Raw genomic sequence first — 18256 nt, forward strand, 5'->3', positions numbered from 1 at the left:
TCCCCTGCCCGAACTGTGGTGACACACCGCTCACCGCCGAAACCGCGGAGTCGACTGACCAGGCAGTTCGGTCTGGTCGCCTCCGGTCGCATCGTCGGGGCGGTCATTCAGGCGCTGAGTCTCGCCCTCCTCGCCCGCTGGGCCGGCCCGGACGATTTCGGTGTCGCCAGCGTGATGTTCGGACTGATCATCGTGCTGCAGGTCGCCACCGACCTGGGCATCCCGACGTTCGTGCTTCGTCAGCGCGCAGCCGATCGGAATGATCCCACCGTGACTTCGGCCCTGCGCATCAACAGCCGTACTGCGCTGGCGTTGTGCGCCTTGGTCGCACTCGTGATCGTGGTGGGTGCGATGATCGACTCGACGTTCTGGTCGGTGTTGCCGCTCGCGGTCTGGGCCGCTGCGGATCGCAACACAGACACGTGGTTGGGAGTCGCGCTCGCCGACGGGGACGCGCAGGTGAACGCGACGGTCGGCGTCGCGCGCCGGGTGCTCTCATGTGCGTCCTTCATTCTGCTCGTGCTTCCTGGTGTTCCGCCTCTTCTCGCATTTTCTGCCGGATATGCGGTCGTGTCGCTCGCCATCAACGTGGCAGTCCACCGCTGGGTCCGTCACCGCCTCGTCGCCGACACCCGAACTCCGTTCCGTACCATCGTGGGCCAGTCGTTCGCCTACTGGGTCAATTCGGTCGGTACGCAGTTGCGCAATCTCGACACCTTGATCGTCGGTACGATCGCCGGGTCAAGCCAGACGGCCTACTACGCGGCGGCGGCTCGAGTGACTGGGCCATTGCGCATCGTCCCGACGTCTCTGGCCACGGTGCTGGTCCCCGCGGTAGCACGCGGCCAGGCCGAGGGGGCCGGGCTCCGTCCGGTCATGAAGACCGTCGGAGTGGTCGTGGGCATGATGGCCCTCATCTACGGTGCGCTCGCAGCACTGGCGCCGGTGGCCGTGCCGCTGCTCCTCGGAGAGGGGTACCGCGACGCGGTGCTGCCGTTCCAGATCGTGGTCATCTCACTGGTGCTCGCAGGGCTCGCATCGAATCTCGGCGGCGCGCTCCAAGGTCTCGGCCGCAAGCAGTTCGTCGCAATGGTGTCGGTGATCAGTACTGCACTGTGCCTGGCCGGAGTCGCCATCGGGTCGATCTCCAGCGGTGCCGTGGGCGCAGCGATCGCTCTGGCCGCGTCATTCGCGCTCCAAGCAGTTCTCCTGGGAATCGCCCTCGCCCGCTCCGGATGCCGGGCGCCCGCGCACATGATCGAGGAGCTCTGACTGGTGGACATCTTCTACAGTGCGGTCGCACAACAGGAGAACCTGGGCGATGTCGTGATCCGGGCCGTCGCGCTGGCGTGGATCAACGCTTCAGGGCGCCACAAGATCCACGTGCTCGCAACAGGAATGGCGGACGACTACCTCGATGCCGCCGTCGGTCGGCCGGCACCGGATGCGATCGTCCATCGCAGTGACCGGGAGTACATCGCGAGCTGGGGTGCCTCCTTGCGGCAGGGGGAGGCCGGACTTGTCTTCGCGCCGGGCCCCAGGTCGGCGGCCGGGTCGCGCGGCGCTGTCGGCGCTGCGGCTCGGGCCTGGATGTTGGCCGCGGTCACCCGCAGCCGACGGGGTTCGGTCGTCGGGATCGGTGGCGCCCTGAGCGGACGCAACGCGCTTGCGGTTCAGCTGCATCGCCGAACGGCCGGACGAGCTGAGTTCTACGGTGTACGCGACCCCGTCAGCTGCCAGTTGATCGGTGTCCGTGCCCACCTGGTGCCGGACGTGGCGCTCGACATGACACGTGCGTTGGGCTTGGACTCTCGGAACGAGAGCGATCGGTACGTCGCGATCTCGCTCCGCGACCCCCGGGCAGTACCCCTGAGCAACCTTCGACACCTGATGCAGCGAAGCCGCAAGCAGGGCCTGGAGCCTGTGATCGTCACGCAGGTCCGACGCGACGAGGCAGGTCATCAGGCGCTCGCCGATGCGCTCGGAATCGAACACGTCGGCTGGTGCGGGCGTTCCACCGGCGACCAACTCGACAGGGTCCTCAGCACCTACCGATCGTCCGCCCTGGTCGTCAGTGATCGATTGCACGCCTGTGTGTTCGGCGGAATGGCCGGCGCGCTGGTCGTCAACGCCGAGCAGCGGCCGGGCGGGAAGATCGACCGGACGTTGTCCTGGTTCATGGATCCGATACCGCTCCGACGGTTGATCGACGGCGACCTGCGTGACGACTGGTCGCCGTTGTCTTCGCTCAGGGACGTCCAGGCGGCCCGGTTGGTGGTGGCGGACGAGCTCCTGCAACGAGGTCGCCGGGCGGCGGTCGCGGCCTTGGAACACGTCGACGGAACTCCGGGCGACGGATCGGATCGACCAGGCCCGCCGATCACCGCGAATCGGACCGGTCATGCCGGTTGAGTCGGTCTGGCTCGCCTGTGCCTCGCTGACGATCGGCCTCGTCGGACTGGTCGTGGCAACCCGCGGGCGGACGGGGGATCTGCTCGCGCCGTTCTCGACGTCGTTGATCCTTCTGATCTCGATCTTCGGGATCCGGCCGCTCTTCATGGCCGCCGATGGTGCGATCTGGTTCTACGGCGCCGATGTGTCGCAAGGGACGCCGCTGGCGTCATTGGTCGGGTTGGCCGGCATCACAGCGCTGGTAGGTGGCCACTGGGTGGCGACGGTGACAACCTCCCGGGGCCGTCGACAGTTCCCGACTGAGGTGGAGTTGGCTCCGGCGCCCGATCCGACGATCCTTGCTCTCCGGTTCAGACGGGGGCTGGTCGCGGCCATCGCCATCCTGGGGGCATGGCTTGCGATCACCCTGTACATGGGCGGAGGCACCGCGATCCTGGGCCAACTGTTCGCCGGTCGATCGGCGGCGAACTCCCAGTTCCTCGTCGGGGTTCCAGCCTTGGTCCCGGCCCTGCCCGTCGTCGCGGCGGTCGTTGCCGCGGTGCAACGAGTGACACTCGAGCGGGTTCGGGCGCTGAGCAGGTCTCAGCGGCTCTGCTACTGGCTGGTGGTCGGTCTGGCGGTCGTTCCGCCACTGGCACTGGGGAATCGGCGCTTCCTGATCCCCTCGATCATCGCGGGGCTCATCGGCGCGAGCACCCGGCGATGGTCGCGCAAGGTCTCGTTGAGCTTGATCGGAACCAGCGCTGTCGTCTTCTTCTCGCTGACGGTGATTCCGTTCATTCGGAGCGCCGGTTCCAGGACCGACGATGCCGGCTTCACCTCCGCGTTCTCCGACCGGGTCGGATCCGAGGGGATCTGGGGAAGCATCGAGAAGTTCTTCGTCTCGTACGACACCGAGATGTACTCGTACATAGCCTATGCCGGTCCGCAGATTGGCTCGACCAGCGTCCCATGGGGCTTGGGACGTGGGACCTTCGGTGACCTGCTGATCGCCCCCATGCCTGCGGCGTTCGGGCCCCCTCGCTCGTGGAGCAACACCTTGCTGACGGGGCTGTTCGGTGGAACATGTCAGGAAGGCATCTGCCCGGTTCCGAGCGTCTTCGGGACGCTCTTCTTCGATTTCGGACTTGTCGGCGTCGTGGTGGCGAGCTACCTGCTCGGATCGTGGAGCCAACGCTGGACGAGTCGCTACGAGAGGGCATCTGGGAGCAGGTTGGTAGCGCTGGTGGTGGTCGCGGCGGTCGCACCGGTCGCGGCACGCGGCAATTTTCCAGCCCAGGTCAGCATCGCGCTCCAGGTCGCGGTTGCCGCACTGGCCGTTGACTGGTGGGTCAGACAGGCCCGGCCAGGCAGGGCAGGACCGCTGCCGGTAGCGCACCGCCGATCTTGGCGCGGACGTTCCTCCGTGCCGCGTCGCTGACCGCTCGTTGCACGATGACGGAACGGCTGGCTGATCCTGCTCCGGATGTCACCTGTCCGAGAACTGATCGCCCGCCCGAGAGTCGAAGTACGTGAGCATTTCTCGGAGATTGGTGGCCACCAGAGGCAGGGCGAATCCCGTTCGCCTGCAGTACTCGCGAACCAACGGCGAGCTGAAACGGAGGTGGTCCCGGGCATCCTGACTGCTGAGCATGCCGCCGATGTCCGCCGAGGCCAGGACGTAGTGAGCCAAGTCGAGACCGGGCTGCAAGGCCCGGGCCCGCTCCCAGTCGATGAGCCAGGTGCGTTCGCCGTGCAACAGGTTCCAGGGAGCCAAGTCACCGTGGGTGATTCCGCTGTCGTCGACTCGCGCCAGCTCAACGGACACCGCCAGTGCCTCGTCCAGGTCGAAATGCACGGAACCATGGACATCTGCGACGCGCTCCATGTCGAACGCCGACCACGTCCGTCCTTCACTGAGTCTGTTGACGATCGGTACTGAGAACAGCCCGGAGTGATCCGCGAGTCGGCGCAGCGTTCGGTACTCCTCGCGGATCCGGGCACGCTGGTCCTGCATGCCGATCTTGGCGATGACGCCCTGCGTGTCGTCCGTGTCGATCGCGATGACCCATTGCTGGCGGTCGGGGGAGCGCATCACCGCGCACCCCCGTGGGCGCACCCCGAGCGCGGCGATGACCTCGTCAAGTTCGAACGGGAAGCCACTCGCCCGTTTGCCTCGAAGGCGCAGGGCCGTCGAGATGGCCAAGGCGACCTGGCCGCGCAACTTGGACGGCCGGTACAACCACGTCGCGATGGCACCGGAACCGGAGGCCGCCAGTTCCAGGCGCCCGGGGGTGAGCGGGACCGAGCGGAGGGTGACCAGTGGTCGGGAGGTCGATGGCGGACTCATCAGACCGACTTCCGCGCAGCCAAGCTGAAGGCCGCCCGGTCGATCGGTTCCATCAGCAGTTCCGCGATGCGTCGGGTCGGGCGGCCGTAGTCCTCGCCTCGCGTGCCGGAGACCCCCCTCAATCGGGGACGCTCGGCGAAGCGGTTGACTCGGACCTGGCGGACCGCGCTGGCATGCATGAGCCGCGCGGCCAGGACGTTGCCCAGATCCGTTCCGCGCGCCTCGTCCACCTCGTCACACATTCCTGACAGGTCGCGCGCCCAGATCGCTCGGGAGGCTCCGACGACCCGCATGTCGAAGCGTGACCGATCGAGCAGACCGCGCGCCACGACCGTCCGCTCGGGGAGTTCGGTGATCACGCGATCGGCATTGGCGATGGTCAGACGGCCGGTGATCTTGTACATGGCCGTCGTGTCGTCGGTCAGGAGTCCTACCGTTCGATCGATCATCTCAGCCTCGATCGCGCCTTTTCCGCGCATCAGTGCCGTCTCTGTCGGAGTGACGTCGATCCAGGTGATCTCGTTGCAACCGGATTCACTGAATGCCTCGAGGAAGCAGTCCGGAGGCGTCCCCGAGGACTCCGTGACCACGATCCGGGCGCCGGTCCGCTGAGCGAACTCACCCCAGAACCGGAAGGAATCCAAGTACTGCGTGCGCCGTGCCTCCGCGTCACTCAGTGCCACCGACACGCCAGAGTTCGGCTGCACCGCTGCCGTCAACAGCACCACGACGTTCGTGCGCAGATCTTGCGGTCCTTCTGATCTCCGGTGCCGGAGACGGTCCGTCGACGGCCTCATACCAGCATCGCCCGGACGCCGGCGGCGAAGTTGCCAATCATCTGGTCCATCGTCGGATGAGCCCGGGCTGGTGCGGGCCGTTCGGCGAATCGTTCGGTGCTGGCCAGGAGCTTGTGGGCGTAGCTCCGGGGGTCGTCATCACTGCTGAACATCGACACACCTTCTTGCAAGTACTCGATCTCGGCCGAGTGGTACTTCCACTTGGTCGTGATGACGGGAAGCCCCAGGGCGAGGGCCTCGACCGCGATCAGCCCGATCCGTCCGGGCATCGCGAGCGTGCTGGCCACCTTGCTGACCAGAGCCTTCTCGCTGGAACCCACATATCCCATGTGGATGACCTGACCTCGGTCGATGGCAGGTCGGAGCAATTCGATGGAGGCTCCGCGGCCGCCCACGATCAGCTTGAACCGTGGGTCGAGCTGCGCCAGCTCCGCCAGTGACTCCGCGAGGAAATCGATGCGCTTGGCTTGATCGAGCCCCCCGAAGTACGCAGCCGTACGACAGCGGTCCAGGCTGTGCCGCTCGACGAAGGCGTCGACGACCGCCGGGTCCACGGCACTGGCCGCAGTGCACAAGGTGGCCGTGTCCACCGAGTTCATCACCGTGGTGACTGCGTGGGGCCTGACGCCCAACCGGATCGCCTCGGCAGCACCGCCTGGAGTGTAGGCAAAGACCCGCGACGCATTCATGAGCTGCCATCGCTCGACGAGGGCATCGAGTGGATGGGACTCCGAGGTGTACGACTTGATGTGACCCCACAGTCCGACCGGGATACCGCGGAACTTGCCGGTCAGGATCGCGCGGTAGGTGTCGTACGACGATCCGAGCATGGCGACGATCACGGCGTCAGCGCTGCGCTGGGCTGGTCCGCTGCCCAGGTAGGAGATCGTGCGACCGCGGATCCGCAGAGTGCCACCCTGGGTGAACGTGTGCCAGGGCGGATTGTGATCGCTGTCACCGCGGGCGGCGGCCACTCCGCCGGCGGGTGGCGACGCCACCCGGCAGGCGATGTCGTCCTTGGCCAACTCAGCGATGAGGCCCTCGAAGAAGGGCAGACGGTAAGTCGTCAGTCGTGGTTGCACGATCAGCAGGTTGGTCATCGGGTCGACTCTGGCGCCGGTGCCGTGCGTGTCCCCGTGGAAAGGCTGGCTCGGTAGTGGTCGAGCAACTGATCGACCACCGCATCGATCGAAGCCTGCTCTCGGACAGCCCGTCGAGCGTTCTCGCCCATCGTCGTGGCCAAGCTCAGGTCGGTGACGATGGTGTCAATGGCGTCGGCCAGGCCAGCGGTGCTGTGATCCACGACCAATCCGCTGTTCGTCTGTCTGATGAGATCGGCGAGCCCGCAGGACTCGGTGACGATGACGGGCGTGCCGTGCGCCATGGACTCCAGCACGGCCATCGGATACGGCTCGTCGATCGAGGGCAGCACGAAGACCGACGCCCGCGCAAGCTCCGCCTGCAGCGATGCGTGAGCCATCGGCCCGACCCATTCGACCGCCGGATCGTGCAACTCGCTCAGGAGCTCGCGGACGTTGTCGCCTTGTCCCTCATCCGGTCCGACGAGACGGAAGCGTGCCCGGACACCGTCCGCGCGGAGCTGCGCGGCGGCGCGGATGAAGGCGCTCGGTCGCTTCCGCGAATGCAGTCGCGAGGCGAACAGCACGGTCGGCTCCCGACCGTCGCGTCGATCGACCCCGTCAGTTTCGGGCGGCAGTGCCAACCCGTTCATCAAGCGCTGGCTCTTCAGACCGGGGACGACCTCTTGGAGGTGCCGCTGCTCGAGCGCCGTCAGCGCGAAGACCGCGGCCGCGCCGCGCAACGCCCGACGCGTCGCCAGGCTGTCCAGCACGGCGCCGAGCCGGTTCTTGGGCGGGTCGACCATGCCGTGGGTCTGGACGACGTAAGGAATGCCGAGCCGGGAGGCGGCCAAGGCGATCGGAAGGGTGATGAGGTCTCGACTCATGTGGATGTGCAGGAGGTCGATTCGTGCGCGGTGTCGAATCAACCAGGAGATCGACGACGGCGCAGACCAGCCGGCGAAACCAAGAGCTGGGACCAGGCGCCGAATGGCGAACGTGAGCACGGGAGCACCTTGGACGTCCGAGGGATGGTAGCCGCGGGAACCGGCGATCAGGAAGGCTGGGACGTCTGCGCGGCGGAGCCCGTTGACATGGCCGGCCGCCACGGTGAGAGGTCCTCCGTAGGAGTTCATCGAGTCGACCGAATGAACGACGTGGACGACTCTCATCGCTGACTCGCGGCGACGTGTCCGGCCGCGACGCTGTGACCGACCGTTGCGGCCGCTCCGACCACTGATCCGCTGCCAAGCGTGACTCCGCGCAGCACGATGGACCGGGCCGCCACCCACGCGCCGTCCTCGATGACGATCGGCCCATTGTCGAACTCGAACGTCTCGGAGCGACGGTCATGAGAGCCGGTGCACAGCAGGGCTTCCTGCGAGATGCAGACGTCGTTGCCGATGGTGACCGGTTCGAGGTTGAGGATCCACGCTCCTTCGCCGATCCAGCAGTCGTTGCCGATGGTCAGCTTCCAGGGCCAGTGCACGCGGACGCGGTGCCGCATGAGGACGCCGGTACCGATGTCGGCGCCGAACGCTCGCAGGATCGCGATGCGGACCGGGCTCGGGCACCACCACTTCATGGCCACCAGGTTCGAGGTGGCGAACCAGGCCGCCTGCCACAGCGTGTTGCGACCCTTGTCGTACCCAGCTCCGGTGAAGCCGGCCAGGCGTCGGCGCGCGGGCGCCGGAGCGGGGTGTGCAGGGGCGGCCGTCATCCGCGCACCTCGCTGGCGTGCTGCAGGAACCACCGGTAGGTGTCGCTCAGTCCGGTCTGCAGGTCGATCTGCGGTTTCCACCCGGTGGCCTTGATCCGGGAGACATCGAGCAGCTTGCGCGGCGTGCCGTCCGGCTTGCTGGTGTCCCATTCGATGTCGCCCTGGTAGTCGACGGCCGCCGCGGTCATCTCGGCGATCTCGGCGATCGTCTGATCCACCCCGGTGCCGATGTTGATGGTCTGCGGGTCGTCGTAGTGCTCGAGCAGATGCAGGCAGGCGGCGGCCAGGTCGTCGACGTGCAGGAACTCCCGCTTCGGGGTGCCCGTGCCCCAGCAGGTGACTGACGCCGCGCCCGACTCCTTGGCTTCGTGGAAGCGTCGGATCAGCGCCGGCAACACGTGGCTGTTCCTCGGGTGGAAGTTGTCGCCCGGCCCGTACAAGTTGGTCGGCATCGCGGAGATGTACGGCAGGCCGTACTGCCGGCGGATGGCCTGCACCTGCATGATCCCGGCGATCTTGGCGATCGCGTACGCGTCGTTGGTCGGCTCCAGTGCGCCGGTCAGCAGCGAGTCCTCGCGGATGGGCTGCTCGGCGAACTTGGGATAGATGCAGCTGGACCCGAGGAACAGCAAGCGCGGTACCTCAGCGGCCACCGCGGCGTCCATCAGGTTCACCTGGATCTGCAGGTTCTCGGACAGGAACTCGGCCGGGTACGTGTGGTTGGCCAGGATGCCGCCGACCCGGGCTGCTGCGTCGATCACCACGGCCGGGCGGAGCGCGCGGACTCGTTCGTGCACGGCGGCCCTGTCTCGCAGATCCAGCTCGGACGACGACCACCCCACCAGGTTGGTGAAGCCGTTCGCCTCGAGGTGCCGCCACAGTGCGGAGCCGACCAGGCCGCGGTGGCCGGCGATGTAGACCGGGGCCTCCCGGTCGAGCTGATGGATGGGGGATCCCACCCGGTGTTCGGGCACGTGACCGCCTCAGGAGAAGAGCTGACGGGGACGAAACGCTCCGCGTGGAGAATTGCGAGCAGAGCGTAGCCATACAGTTACACCGAGAGAAGTGAGCTTCCTGTGACCGCGACCGCCGAGTCCCCTGGAACCAGCCAGCGCAAGGTTGCCTTGATCACCGGCATCACCGGGCAGGACGGCTCCTACCTGGCCGAACTCCTGCTGGAGAAGGGCTATGTCGTCCACGGCTTCATGCGCCGGTCATCGACGTTCAACACCTCCCGCATCGATCACCTGTACCAGGACCCACACGACCCCAGCGCCCGGCTCTTCCTGCACCACGCCGACCTGACCGACGGCTCCCGGCTGGTCACCCTGCTGGAGAAGATCAACCCGACCGAGGTCTACAACCTCGCCGCCCAGTCGCACGTGCGGGTGTCCTTCGACGAACCCGAGTTCACCGGTCTGACCACCGGCATGGGCACCACGCGACTGCTCGAGGCCATCCGGGCCACCGGTGTGCCGGCCCGCTTCTACCAGGCCAGCAGCTCCGAGATGTTCGGCGCGACCCCGCCGCCGCAGGACGAGGAGACGCCGTTCTGGCCGCGCTCGCCCTACGGCGCCGCCAAGGTCTATTCGTACTGGATCACCCGGAACTACCGGGAGGCGTACGACCTGTTCGCGGTGAACGGCATCCTGTTCAACCACGAGTCGCCCCGGCGCGGCGAGACCTTCGTGACGCGCAAGATCGCCATGGGTGCCGCGGCGGTCGCCAGTGGCAAGCAGCAGTACCTGTACATGGGCAACCTCGACGCGGTCCGCGACTGGGGCTACGCCAAGGAGTACGTCGAGGGCATGTGGCGCATGCTGCAGGCCGAGGTCCCGCAGGACTACGTGCTGGCGACCGGGACCGCTTACACCGTGCGCGACTTCCTGGAGTTCTGCTTCCGGACCGTCAATCTCGACTGGCAGGACCACGTGCGATTCGACGAGCGCTACCTACGCCCGTCCGAGGTCGACTCCCTCATCGGCGACGCGTCGAAGGCCAAGCGTGAACTCGGCTGGGAGGCTCAGGTCCTGCCGCCCGAGCTCGCCCGCATCATGACCGAGGCCGAGATGGTCGCGCAGCACGCGGTTCCCCAGCGCTGACGTGGGCCACTTGGTAACGAGTGGGTGATCTTCAACGACATCAACACCGGGACACCGTCGTTGCGGCTCGTGGCTGCCGACGAGAGATCACTGGTTGCGACACAAGAACACCGATCGACGGCGCCGGTCACCCGATGGTGGCTGCTTGCGGCCGATCTCGATCACCATCGGTCGTCATGTCCGAGTCCGGGTGTGTGACAGCCGTTCCCGGAGGCCAGCCGCTTCCCGTAGCATCGGCCATCGGGTCCGGAGAGCACTTCCCACGCAGGCGTCACCGAGACCGGAACATTCGATCCGATGTCGTGTCGAGGCGCCAGGCCAGCAATGACTCGCGGGGCCGCCAGAACACACTGAGCGGTCGCCCGGACGGGGGAAGTATGGACGCAGTGGACTTGAGCGGTGCCCGGATCACCGTCGTGGGCATCAATTACGCGCCCGAGCCGACCGGCAGCGCCCCCTACGTCACTGCGCTCGCCCGCGCGCTGGCCGACGGGGGAGCGCATGTCCACGTCGTGACGGGACTGCCGCACTATCCGCAGTGGCGGGTCGACGATCCTCGGTACGCGAACGGTGATTTCTGGCAGGAGTGGGACGGCTCGGTGCAGGTGACGCGGTGCCGGCACTGGGTGCCCCCGCAGTCGAGCATGAAGGACCGGGCACGGATGGAGGCCAGCTTCTTCCGCCGGGCGCTGCAGGTGCTGCGCGGTGAGCGACCGGATCTGGTGATCGCCTCGGTGCCGGTGCTGGGTGCACTCGCTGCGCCGCTCGCGGCGTACCGTCGGCGGGTTCCCGTGGCGGCGATCATCCAGGATCTGACTGCGAACGCCGCGACGCAGACCGGCACGGTGGGGGGCCGGCTGGGCGCGGTGATCCGGGCGGGGGAGTACTCGCTGTACCGACGTTGCGCCCGGATCGGCGTGATCAACGAGGAGTTCCGGCGGGTTCTCGAGCAGGGCGGCGTCCCGGTCGACAAGGTCGATCTCACCACCAATTTCGCCCACATCACGCCGGTCCGTGCGAGCGTGTCCGAAGCGCGGGCCCGCCTCGGCTGGGACCCGGACGCGTTCCTGGTGGTGCACACCGGCAACATGGGTTCCAAGCAGGGTCTCGAGACAGTGGTCGACGCCGCACGCCTGGCCGAGCAGCGCGCCAGTACGGTCCAGTTCGTGTTCGTCGGTGACGGCAATCAGCGCCAAGTGCTGGGGCAACGTGCCGCCGGAGTGGCGAACGCGCAGTTCGTCCCGCCGCTGTCCGACGCAGACTATCCCTACGCACTTGCAGCTGCAGATGTGTTGCTGCTCAACGAGTTGCCTTCAGCAATCACCATGTCGCTGCCGAGCAAGTTGACCTCCTACACAGCAGCCGGCCGCCCCGTGCTCGCCGCGACCGACTCGGTCAGCATCACTGCGGCGTTCTTGGCCGAGCAACGGCTGGGTGAGGTCGTCGCAGGGGGGGATCCGCAGGCGCTGCTGGACGCAGCCGAGCACTTGCAGCACGACGAGGTCCGCCGACACGAGCTGGCGTCGGCGTCGCGGCGGGTCTACACCACCCTCTACGGCCGCGAGGCCGCCGAGGACCGGTACCGGCGGTTCGCCGGGACCGCGCTGGCCGGCTCCAGGTCACGCGCGAGCTCCAGCGAGGTGGACGACTCTCCGGCACTGCGTTCCGAGGCCGGGTGACTCGGGTGTCGGATCCACGTGCGTCGAGGAGTTGGCGATGAGTTCAGTCGAAGATCGACTGCAAGCGGTCAAGACCGTGTCCGGTGTCCCACCGGTGCTCCCGGTGCAGCTGGAGCGGCGCGACATGGGGACGGCACCGACGGAGCCGTCCACCAGTGAACCGATCCGCCCGGTGCACGTCCGCCGATGGATGCGCCGCTACGTCCGCAACCTGTTCATGACCGACGCGGTGATCATCGCGGCGATGATGTTGCTGAGTCAGTCGTTGCGGTTCGACGATCTGTGGGATGTGACGGTCGCCAAGCCCGGTGATGTCGCCATCAGCTACTGGGCGCTCACCATCCTGTTGACCGCCACCTGGTTGATCGCGTTGGCCATCTGGGGAGCGTGGGACCACAAGGTGGTCGGCGAGGGCCCCTCCGAGTACAAGCGGGTCATCAGTGCCTCGCTGTACTTGTTCGGGTTCGTGGCCATCGTCTGCTATCTGCTCCAGTTCGACGTGGCCCGCGGATACCTGGCCCTGGCGCTGCCGCTCGGCCTGTCCGGAGTGATGGCCGGGCGCTGGGTGTGGCGGCAACTGCTTCGTGAGCACCGCAAGGTCGGCGGTTACATGAACTCAGTGCTGATCATCGGGGACGGCCGGTCGGCCAGCGCGCTGGCCCGGCGCCTGCGCCAGCAGAGCGCGTCGGGGTACCGGGTGGTGGGTCTCTGCGTCCCGGACGACCAAGTCGCTGCCTACACCGAGCACAGCGAGTTTCCCGTGCTCGGGGGCTTCACCGACTTCACGGGCGCCATCGACCGTTCGGCGGCCAACACGGTCGCGGTGTCGTCGTCGACCAGATTCACGCCCGAGCACGTCCGTCAGCTGGGGTGGCGGCTGGAAGGTACCGGCATCCGCCTGTGCCTCGCGCCGTCCCTCACCGATGTCGCCGGTCCACGGATCCACGTCAAGCCGGTGGCAGGGCTGCCGCTGCTCGTCGTCGAGGAGCCGACGTTCAAGGGGCCGAAGCTGGTCGCCAAGACGGTGCTCGACCTGGTCATCGCTGTCATCGGAGTGACGGCCCTCTCACCGGTGTTCCTCGCCGTGGCTGCGGCCATCAAGATCACCGATCGAGGGCCGGTGTTCTTCCGCCAGGAGCGGGTCGGCCGAGGCGGTCAGACGTTCAGAGTGTGGAAGTTCCGATCCATGCGAGTCGGTGCCGACAAGGCGGTCAGCCAAGCCAAACAGGCGGCCGGCCAGTCGGGAGCCGTGTTCTACAAGTCAGCTGACGATGCCCGCATCACCAAGATCGGCCGGTTCATCCGCAAGACCAGCATCGACGAACTGCCACAGCTGTTCAACGTGCTGAGCCTGCAGATGAGCATCGTCGGGCCGCGACCACTGGTTCCGGGCGAGGGCGCCGAAGTCGGTAACTTCCTGGAGCGGAGGATGCTGGTCAAGCCGGGTATCACCGGGCTGTGGCAGGTGTCCGGTCGCTCGGACGTGAGCGCCGAGGAGCGAATCCGACTCGACTTCTACTACGTCGAGAACTGGTCGGTGGCATCGGATCTGACGATCATCGCGAAGACCGTCAAGACGGTGCTGGCCAAGCAGGGAGCGTACTGAGCCTCCGGTCGTCGCGTTCGGTACGGGCACGGTGGGTCTCCCACCCGGCCGGCTCGGCCGAAGTGAGGTGTCAGCAGCGGCGGTTGCTGCCGCACGCAATTCGTTCCCCGATGGCGCCCCGCTGTGGGCGGTGTCTGCGAGTCCCGTTCCGACAGACGGCGTGTCTGGGTCACCGGCCACGTCACGGAGTCCGGCGGCGACGTTCCGTCAGCTCGTGGCCAGGACCGAGTCCATCGCCGCGATCACCGCGTCGGCGAGCACCCGATGCCCGGCCTCATCGGCCACGGCACCGTCACCACTGATCAGCTCGGTCCGCCGGGACAGCGGCTCCTCGGTGTCCAGGAGCGCGATGTTCGCGGCCGCGGCGGCGCTTCGGATGATGTCCGTCATGGCCGCGAAGTCCGCCGGCAGTTCGTGGTCGTCCCACCACGGATTGATGATCACGACGAACGCGCCGGATGCCGAGCTGGTGATGATGTCGAGGGTGGCCTCGACTCGGCCCGGAACCGCGCGGGATCGTCCTCGAAGAACGGCAGGTTGCCGTCCGCCGCGTTGGTGCAGCCGACGTCGCCCGCCCCCAGGGTCTCCGGCGCCCGTCCCTTGGCCGCGGCCACCTGCTGCACCCACGGGCTTGGACCTGCCGTGGAGGCATCGCCGATGAAGACCGCCGGCAGGGGCTGGGTCTCGGTCGGAATGGTCGGCGAGCTCTTCGACGTCCGGCACGGCGGTCGGTCTGGGCCCACCACCACCGCACACACCACGATCGTTGCGGCAGCAAGGATCATCGACGCGCCGTAGCCGCCCTGCTTCCCCTGAACGGGGCGTGGACGGAACCTCATCGTCCGGACTGTGAACGATGAGTCGTGAGTTGCCGGTGGTTCCGATCTGCTCGAGGTCAGAGCGGAGCCCCCACGGACTCGATCGCCAGATGAACGGCAGCGGCCAGCGCTGCCTGACCCTGCTCGTTGGGACGGATGCTGTCCGCGTCGACGAGATCCGACCGACCGACCAGTGGCTGCCCGGTGTCCAGGTAGGTGGCGCCGGCGGCGACGGCCGCGGCGCGGACCGTGTCCGACAGCGCGACGAACGTCTGCGGGACGGGGTCGTCGTCCCACCACGGATTCACCACGATCACCGTGGCGTCCGGTGCCCGGCGCCCGATCTCGCTGAGGGTGGCGGCAACGTCGGCCTGGAACGTCGCCGGATCGCGAACGAAGATGCTCAGGTCGTTGCCGCCGCCGGCCACCATCACGATGTCGGTGCCGTCGGGGATGCCGGCTGCTTGCCCCGCGTACGCCGGCGTCCCGGCGGGGGCGTTGCTGTAGCCGGCCCGGGCGGCGGCCAGCACCGTCGGCGTCCAGCCCTCGGACGCCGCCACGAGCGCGGCCCACGAATCCGGGGCGGCCGTGTAGCCGTCACCGATGAACACGACCCGCTGCATCTCCGGTCGAGCCGGCGTCGAAGACGCGCTGGACGATCCGATCAGCGGTGCGACCGTGGTCGCCGGTGACGACGACGACTGCGCCGCCGCGATCCGGGATGCCGCCGCTGCGTTCAACTCGTCGACGTTCGGCACCGCGGTCGGGCGGGTGAGCACGACGACCGAGGCGACGATCGTCCCGACGGTCAGTGCCGCCAACGCCGCGTACCCGACGGCGCTGCGCCGCCTGTCCCGGCTGTCTCCAGACCTCACAGGCCCCAGCATTGATCAACAACGGTGTGCTGTCGGTGATCTTGCGCTGCGCGTCGGGATGACGTCGGCGCCGTACCCACGGACGGAGTGCACGCCCCCCGTGCTCCGTCGGCGCGCTCCGTGACCTTCGGCCCGTCGACACCGCGACTCTCATGCGCTCCACGATCACCCGGCGGGGGTGCAACCGAGCGGGAACGGTGACCCACGGCCACGACTCGCCCCCGTGCGGGGATTGACTGCGAGTCTTCCGGGTACTTACTGAGCGTGATCGTGGATGGGTACCGTCTCCGAGCACTCAATCGCAGGCCGCGTGACCGGGGGGTCGCGCGGGATGCGGTGCAGAGAGCGGGTGCACGAGAGAGGAACTGCCGTGTTGCAACGACGGGGGGTACCAGGGCGCTGGACGCCCTGCGTGGTCGGCGCATCGCCGTCCTGCCGGAGCCGGGCCGCCCGGCACATCGCGCTGCCGTGGCGCTGCCGAGCCGTCCAGCGGCTCGCATCGGAGTGCCGCCATGACCGCTGAGCGCTCCTGGCCCACCACATCCTCGTCACGGCCGCCGGTCCAGGACTACGAGCCGCCGCAGCTGCGCCGGCTGGGCTCGCTCGGGCCTGCCCGCGGCGCCGAGTCGTCCGCCGGCCGCCCTCGTGCCGACCGAGCCGACCGAGCGAATCGATCCATCGGGACGCCGGCATGACCGCCGTCCTGGAGCCGGTGCTGCACGTCTCGTCCACCGTCGTCGCCTGGCGCACCATCGGCGAGAGCACCGTCCTGCTCGATCTCGCCGCCTCCGCCTACTACGGCCTCAACCGCACGGGCACCCGGCTGTGGTCGCTGCTCGCCGACGGCGCCACCCACACCGCCCTGGTCGACGCGCTGCTCGAGGTGTCCGACCACCGCATCGACCGGTGCCGGGCCGACGCCGACGTCGTCGCCTTCCTGGCCGAACTGCGCACCTCCGGGCTGCTCGACCAGGCGCCCGACCAGCCGCACCCGGCCTTCGCGCTCCGCACCGGCATCACCCGGCTCGGCTCCCGGCTGGGATCCGGGCGATGACCGACCCCACCGGCCTCGGCACCACCGCGCCGGCGGCGCCGCTGCGTCGCGCGCACCTGTCCCTGGTCCCGACCCCGCCCGGTCTCTCGCCGGACGCCCTGCCCGCCGCTCCGCTCGCCGGCCGTCGCCGCACCGCGGTGCGCGCCGGGGACTCGCCGCTGCTGGCCGCGGTGACCGACGACGCGAGCGACCACGGCGCCGCCGACCTGTTCCGGACCACCGACCCGTGGATCGGCCGCGCCGACCGTCCCGGGCCGGCCGCCACGCCCACGGCACCCGCTCCCACGCCCACGGTGGCGGCCCGCCACCTGGTGGTCGACGCACTGGCCGCCGGTACCGCCGCGCTGCTCAGCGACGCCGGCGTGGCCGCACTGCTCATCGGCGGCCCGGTCATCGCCCGGCAGATCCACCACCCGGTCGGGCGGACCCGCGGCTACGCCGCCGTCGACCTGCTCGTGCATCCCGCCGCCGTCCCGGCCGCCACCGATGCGTTGCGCGACCACGGCTACCGGCCGGAGGGACTGGACCTCACCGGCCCCACCGGCCCCACCGGCTGCCACCGCTGGCGCTCGCCCGGCTCCGGCGCCATCACCGTGCGGCTGCACTCCCTTCCTGCCGGGGTCGACCGCCCGGCCGGACTCTTCCGGGAGCTGTGGGAGGAGCGGGCCATGCTGGTGTTCGCCGGCGCCGAGGCGCCCGCGCCGTCGGCCCGCGGCATCGCCCTGCTCGTCGCCCTGGCCGCCGGCCGGGGTCCGACCGCGCCGCGCTCCGGCCGGCAGGACCTGGCCCAGGCCGTGCAGACATTCGGACCCGACACCTGGCTGCGCGCTGCCGATCTGGCCCGTACCTGCCGGGCCCAGGAGGCGTTCCGGGCCGGGCTCGATACCCTGCGCACCCCATCGGCCGCCCCCCGCATCGCGGCCACACCGGCCACCCGGCCCGGTCCGTCGTTGCCCGCCGCCGCCCGCGCCATGATCCGTGGCGTCCGGAACGCCGGCGAACGGCGGGGTGCGGGGCCGCGTCCGGCCGCTGCCGGCTGGGCCGTCGCCGCGCTGCTCTCCGCGCGCCGCCAGCTCACCACCGCGGGCGTCACCGACGTGGAACTGCCGGCGCCGCCGCAGGTCCGGGCGGCCGATCGCTCGGCCGTGGTGGCCACGCTGGACGAGCAGCGCGCCACCTGCCTGGAGCGGTCGCTGGTGCTCCAGCGGTTCGACGCCGACGGTGGCCGTCCCCGGGAGCTCGTCGTCGCGGTCACCGACCCGGGTCCGGACCGCACGCCCGGCTGCGCCGCCGCCGACGGCGACCCGGTGGGGGCGGTGCACGCGCACGCCTGGCTCGAAGGAGACACCGCCCCCCAGGCCGGGTTCCGCGAGCTGCTGCGGTCGCCGGCGCCGGGCGCGTTGCCCGCGGGGCAACGCTGAGCGTCCCTCCGATCAGTCTCCGGGCCGGAACCCGAACCGGATGAACGGATCGAGGATCTGACGCTGCCGTGGATCGGCGTCAACCCCACTGCTCGTGCAGATCGAGAGCGTGTGGCGGGGGCCGAGAGCTGGCTGAGTGAGGCCCGACGGCCGTGCGGGTCATCGCCACGGACCGCCATGTCACGGGCAGTCCGTGGCGGCCGATCGGGGGCGGAGCTGCCCACCGTCTCGGAGCACGGTGACCCCGGGTCGGCCCCGCGGGCACCGGACCGGTGGGAACCGGCCCGGTTCGGGTGATCCGTCCGAATCGTCCTCCCCGAACCGACGACCGCCGGGCACCCTGGAGGGGACCGTTCGGCGCCGA

The 18256-nt window shown here is 68.9% G+C and carries 17 protein-coding genes; 8 read left to right on the plus strand and 9 right to left on the minus strand.

Annotated features, from left to right (window positions below; translation table 11 throughout):
• Window positions 1–15 precede the first annotated feature (15 nt).
• From JL106_RS17675 to JL106_RS17685, 3 genes are read left to right on the plus strand one after another with little or no spacing between them, the layout of a single operon-like run.
• Complete coding sequence (locus tag JL106_RS17675) at window positions 16–1272, plus strand: lipopolysaccharide biosynthesis protein (protein WP_205262080.1); 1257 nt, start codon at window positions 16–18, stop codon at window positions 1270–1272.
• A 3-nt stretch (window positions 1273–1275) separates the two neighbouring features.
• Window positions 1276–2412 carry a polysaccharide pyruvyl transferase family protein gene (locus JL106_RS17680; protein WP_205262081.1) on the plus strand — a complete coding sequence of 379 codons (1137 nt, stop codon included), beginning with the start codon at window positions 1276–1278 and terminating at the stop codon, window positions 2410–2412.
• Window positions 2402–3832, plus strand: a complete 1431-nt coding sequence (locus JL106_RS17685) for an O-antigen polymerase (protein WP_205262082.1) — start codon at window positions 2402–2404, stop codon at window positions 3830–3832. Before JL106_RS17680 ends, JL106_RS17685 begins: the two co-directional genes overlap by 11 nt.
• A 48-nt stretch (window positions 3833–3880) precedes the next feature.
• Here JL106_RS17685 and JL106_RS17690 read toward each other — a convergent pair whose 3' ends face one another.
• From JL106_RS17690 to JL106_RS17715, 6 genes are all read right to left on the minus strand, one after another.
• Window positions 3881–4741, minus strand: a complete 861-nt coding sequence (locus JL106_RS17690; RefSeq protein ID WP_205262083.1) for a phosphotransferase — start codon at window positions 4739–4741, stop codon at window positions 3881–3883.
• A complete protein-coding gene (locus JL106_RS17695; protein WP_205262084.1) occupies window positions 4741–5469 on the minus strand; it encodes a hypothetical protein in 729 nt (242 codons plus the stop codon). The genes JL106_RS17690 and JL106_RS17695 overlap by 1 nt, the downstream gene beginning before the upstream one ends.
• Before the next feature lie 65 nt (window positions 5470–5534).
• A complete protein-coding gene (locus tag JL106_RS17700) occupies window positions 5535–6638 on the minus strand; it encodes a glycosyltransferase (RefSeq protein ID WP_205262085.1) in 1104 nt (367 codons plus the stop codon).
• Entirely contained in the window at window positions 6635–7789 is a 1155-nt protein-coding gene (locus tag JL106_RS17705) for a glycosyltransferase (protein ID WP_328842567.1), read from the minus strand. Before JL106_RS17705 ends, JL106_RS17700 begins: the two co-directional genes overlap by 4 nt.
• Window positions 7786–8337, minus strand: a complete 552-nt coding sequence (locus tag JL106_RS17710) for a DapH/DapD/GlmU-related protein (RefSeq protein ID WP_205262087.1) — start codon at window positions 8335–8337, stop codon at window positions 7786–7788. Before JL106_RS17710 ends, JL106_RS17705 begins: the two co-directional genes overlap by 4 nt.
• Window positions 8334–9311 carry a GDP-L-fucose synthase family protein gene (locus JL106_RS17715; RefSeq protein WP_328842568.1) on the minus strand — a complete coding sequence of 326 codons (978 nt, stop codon included), beginning with the start codon at window positions 9309–9311 and terminating at the stop codon, window positions 8334–8336. The genes JL106_RS17710 and JL106_RS17715 overlap by 4 nt, the downstream gene beginning before the upstream one ends.
• Window positions 9312–9413: 102 nt before the next feature.
• Here JL106_RS17715 and gmd point away from each other — a divergent pair, with 102 nt between their 5' ends.
• The 3 genes from gmd to JL106_RS17730 all read left to right on the plus strand — a co-directional run bounded on the left by gmd (window position 9414) and on the right by JL106_RS17730 (window position 13724).
• Window positions 9414–10439 (plus strand): GDP-mannose 4,6-dehydratase, encoded by a 1026-nt coding sequence (gene gmd, locus JL106_RS17720; RefSeq protein WP_205262088.1) that lies wholly within the window; start codon window positions 9414–9416, stop codon window positions 10437–10439.
• 176 nt (window positions 10440–10615) lie between these two features.
• Complete coding sequence (locus tag JL106_RS17725; RefSeq protein ID WP_205262089.1) at window positions 10616–12118, plus strand: glycosyltransferase family 4 protein; 1503 nt, start codon at window positions 10616–10618, stop codon at window positions 12116–12118.
• Between the two features lie 37 nt (window positions 12119–12155).
• The gene (locus tag JL106_RS17730) at window positions 12156–13724 is read left to right on the plus strand and encodes a sugar transferase (RefSeq protein ID WP_205262090.1); all 1569 of its coding nucleotides are present in this window, start codon (window positions 12156–12158) and stop codon (window positions 13722–13724) included.
• A gap of 207 nt (window positions 13725–13931) precedes the next feature.
• On the opposite strand, the gene JL106_RS17735 is transcribed toward JL106_RS17730, so the two are convergent.
• The 3 genes from JL106_RS17735 to JL106_RS17745 are packed head-to-tail and all read right to left on the minus strand — an operon-like array spanning window position 13932 to window position 15417.
• Complete coding sequence (locus JL106_RS17735; RefSeq protein ID WP_205262091.1) at window positions 13932–14168, minus strand: hypothetical protein; 237 nt, start codon at window positions 14166–14168, stop codon at window positions 13932–13934.
• Window positions 14165–14563 carry a hypothetical protein gene (locus tag JL106_RS17740; RefSeq protein WP_205262092.1) on the minus strand — a complete coding sequence of 133 codons (399 nt, stop codon included), beginning with the start codon at window positions 14561–14563 and terminating at the stop codon, window positions 14165–14167. The genes JL106_RS17735 and JL106_RS17740 overlap by 4 nt, the downstream gene beginning before the upstream one ends.
• 56 nt (window positions 14564–14619) lie before the next feature.
• Window positions 14620–15417, minus strand: coding sequence for an SGNH/GDSL hydrolase family protein (locus JL106_RS17745; protein WP_205262093.1), 798 nt, complete (start codon window positions 15415–15417; stop codon window positions 14620–14622).
• A gap of 691 nt (window positions 15418–16108) precedes the next feature.
• On the opposite strand from JL106_RS17745, the gene JL106_RS17750 reads away from it, so the two are divergent.
• Both JL106_RS17750 and JL106_RS17755 read left to right on the plus strand, forming a co-directional pair.
• Window positions 16109–16471: a PqqD family protein gene (locus tag JL106_RS17750; RefSeq protein WP_205262094.1), complete on the plus strand. Its 363-nt coding sequence runs from the start codon at window positions 16109–16111 to the stop codon at window positions 16469–16471.
• A complete protein-coding gene (locus JL106_RS17755) occupies window positions 16468–17892 on the plus strand; it encodes a nucleotidyltransferase family protein (protein WP_205262095.1) in 1425 nt (474 codons plus the stop codon). Before JL106_RS17750 ends, JL106_RS17755 begins: the two co-directional genes overlap by 4 nt.
• The last annotated feature ends 364 nt before the right edge of the window (window positions 17893–18256 follow it).

It is taken from the genome of Nakamurella leprariae (assembly GCF_016918035.1).
Taxonomy (GTDB): Bacteria; Actinomycetota; Actinomycetes; order Mycobacteriales; family Nakamurellaceae; genus Nakamurella; species Nakamurella leprariae.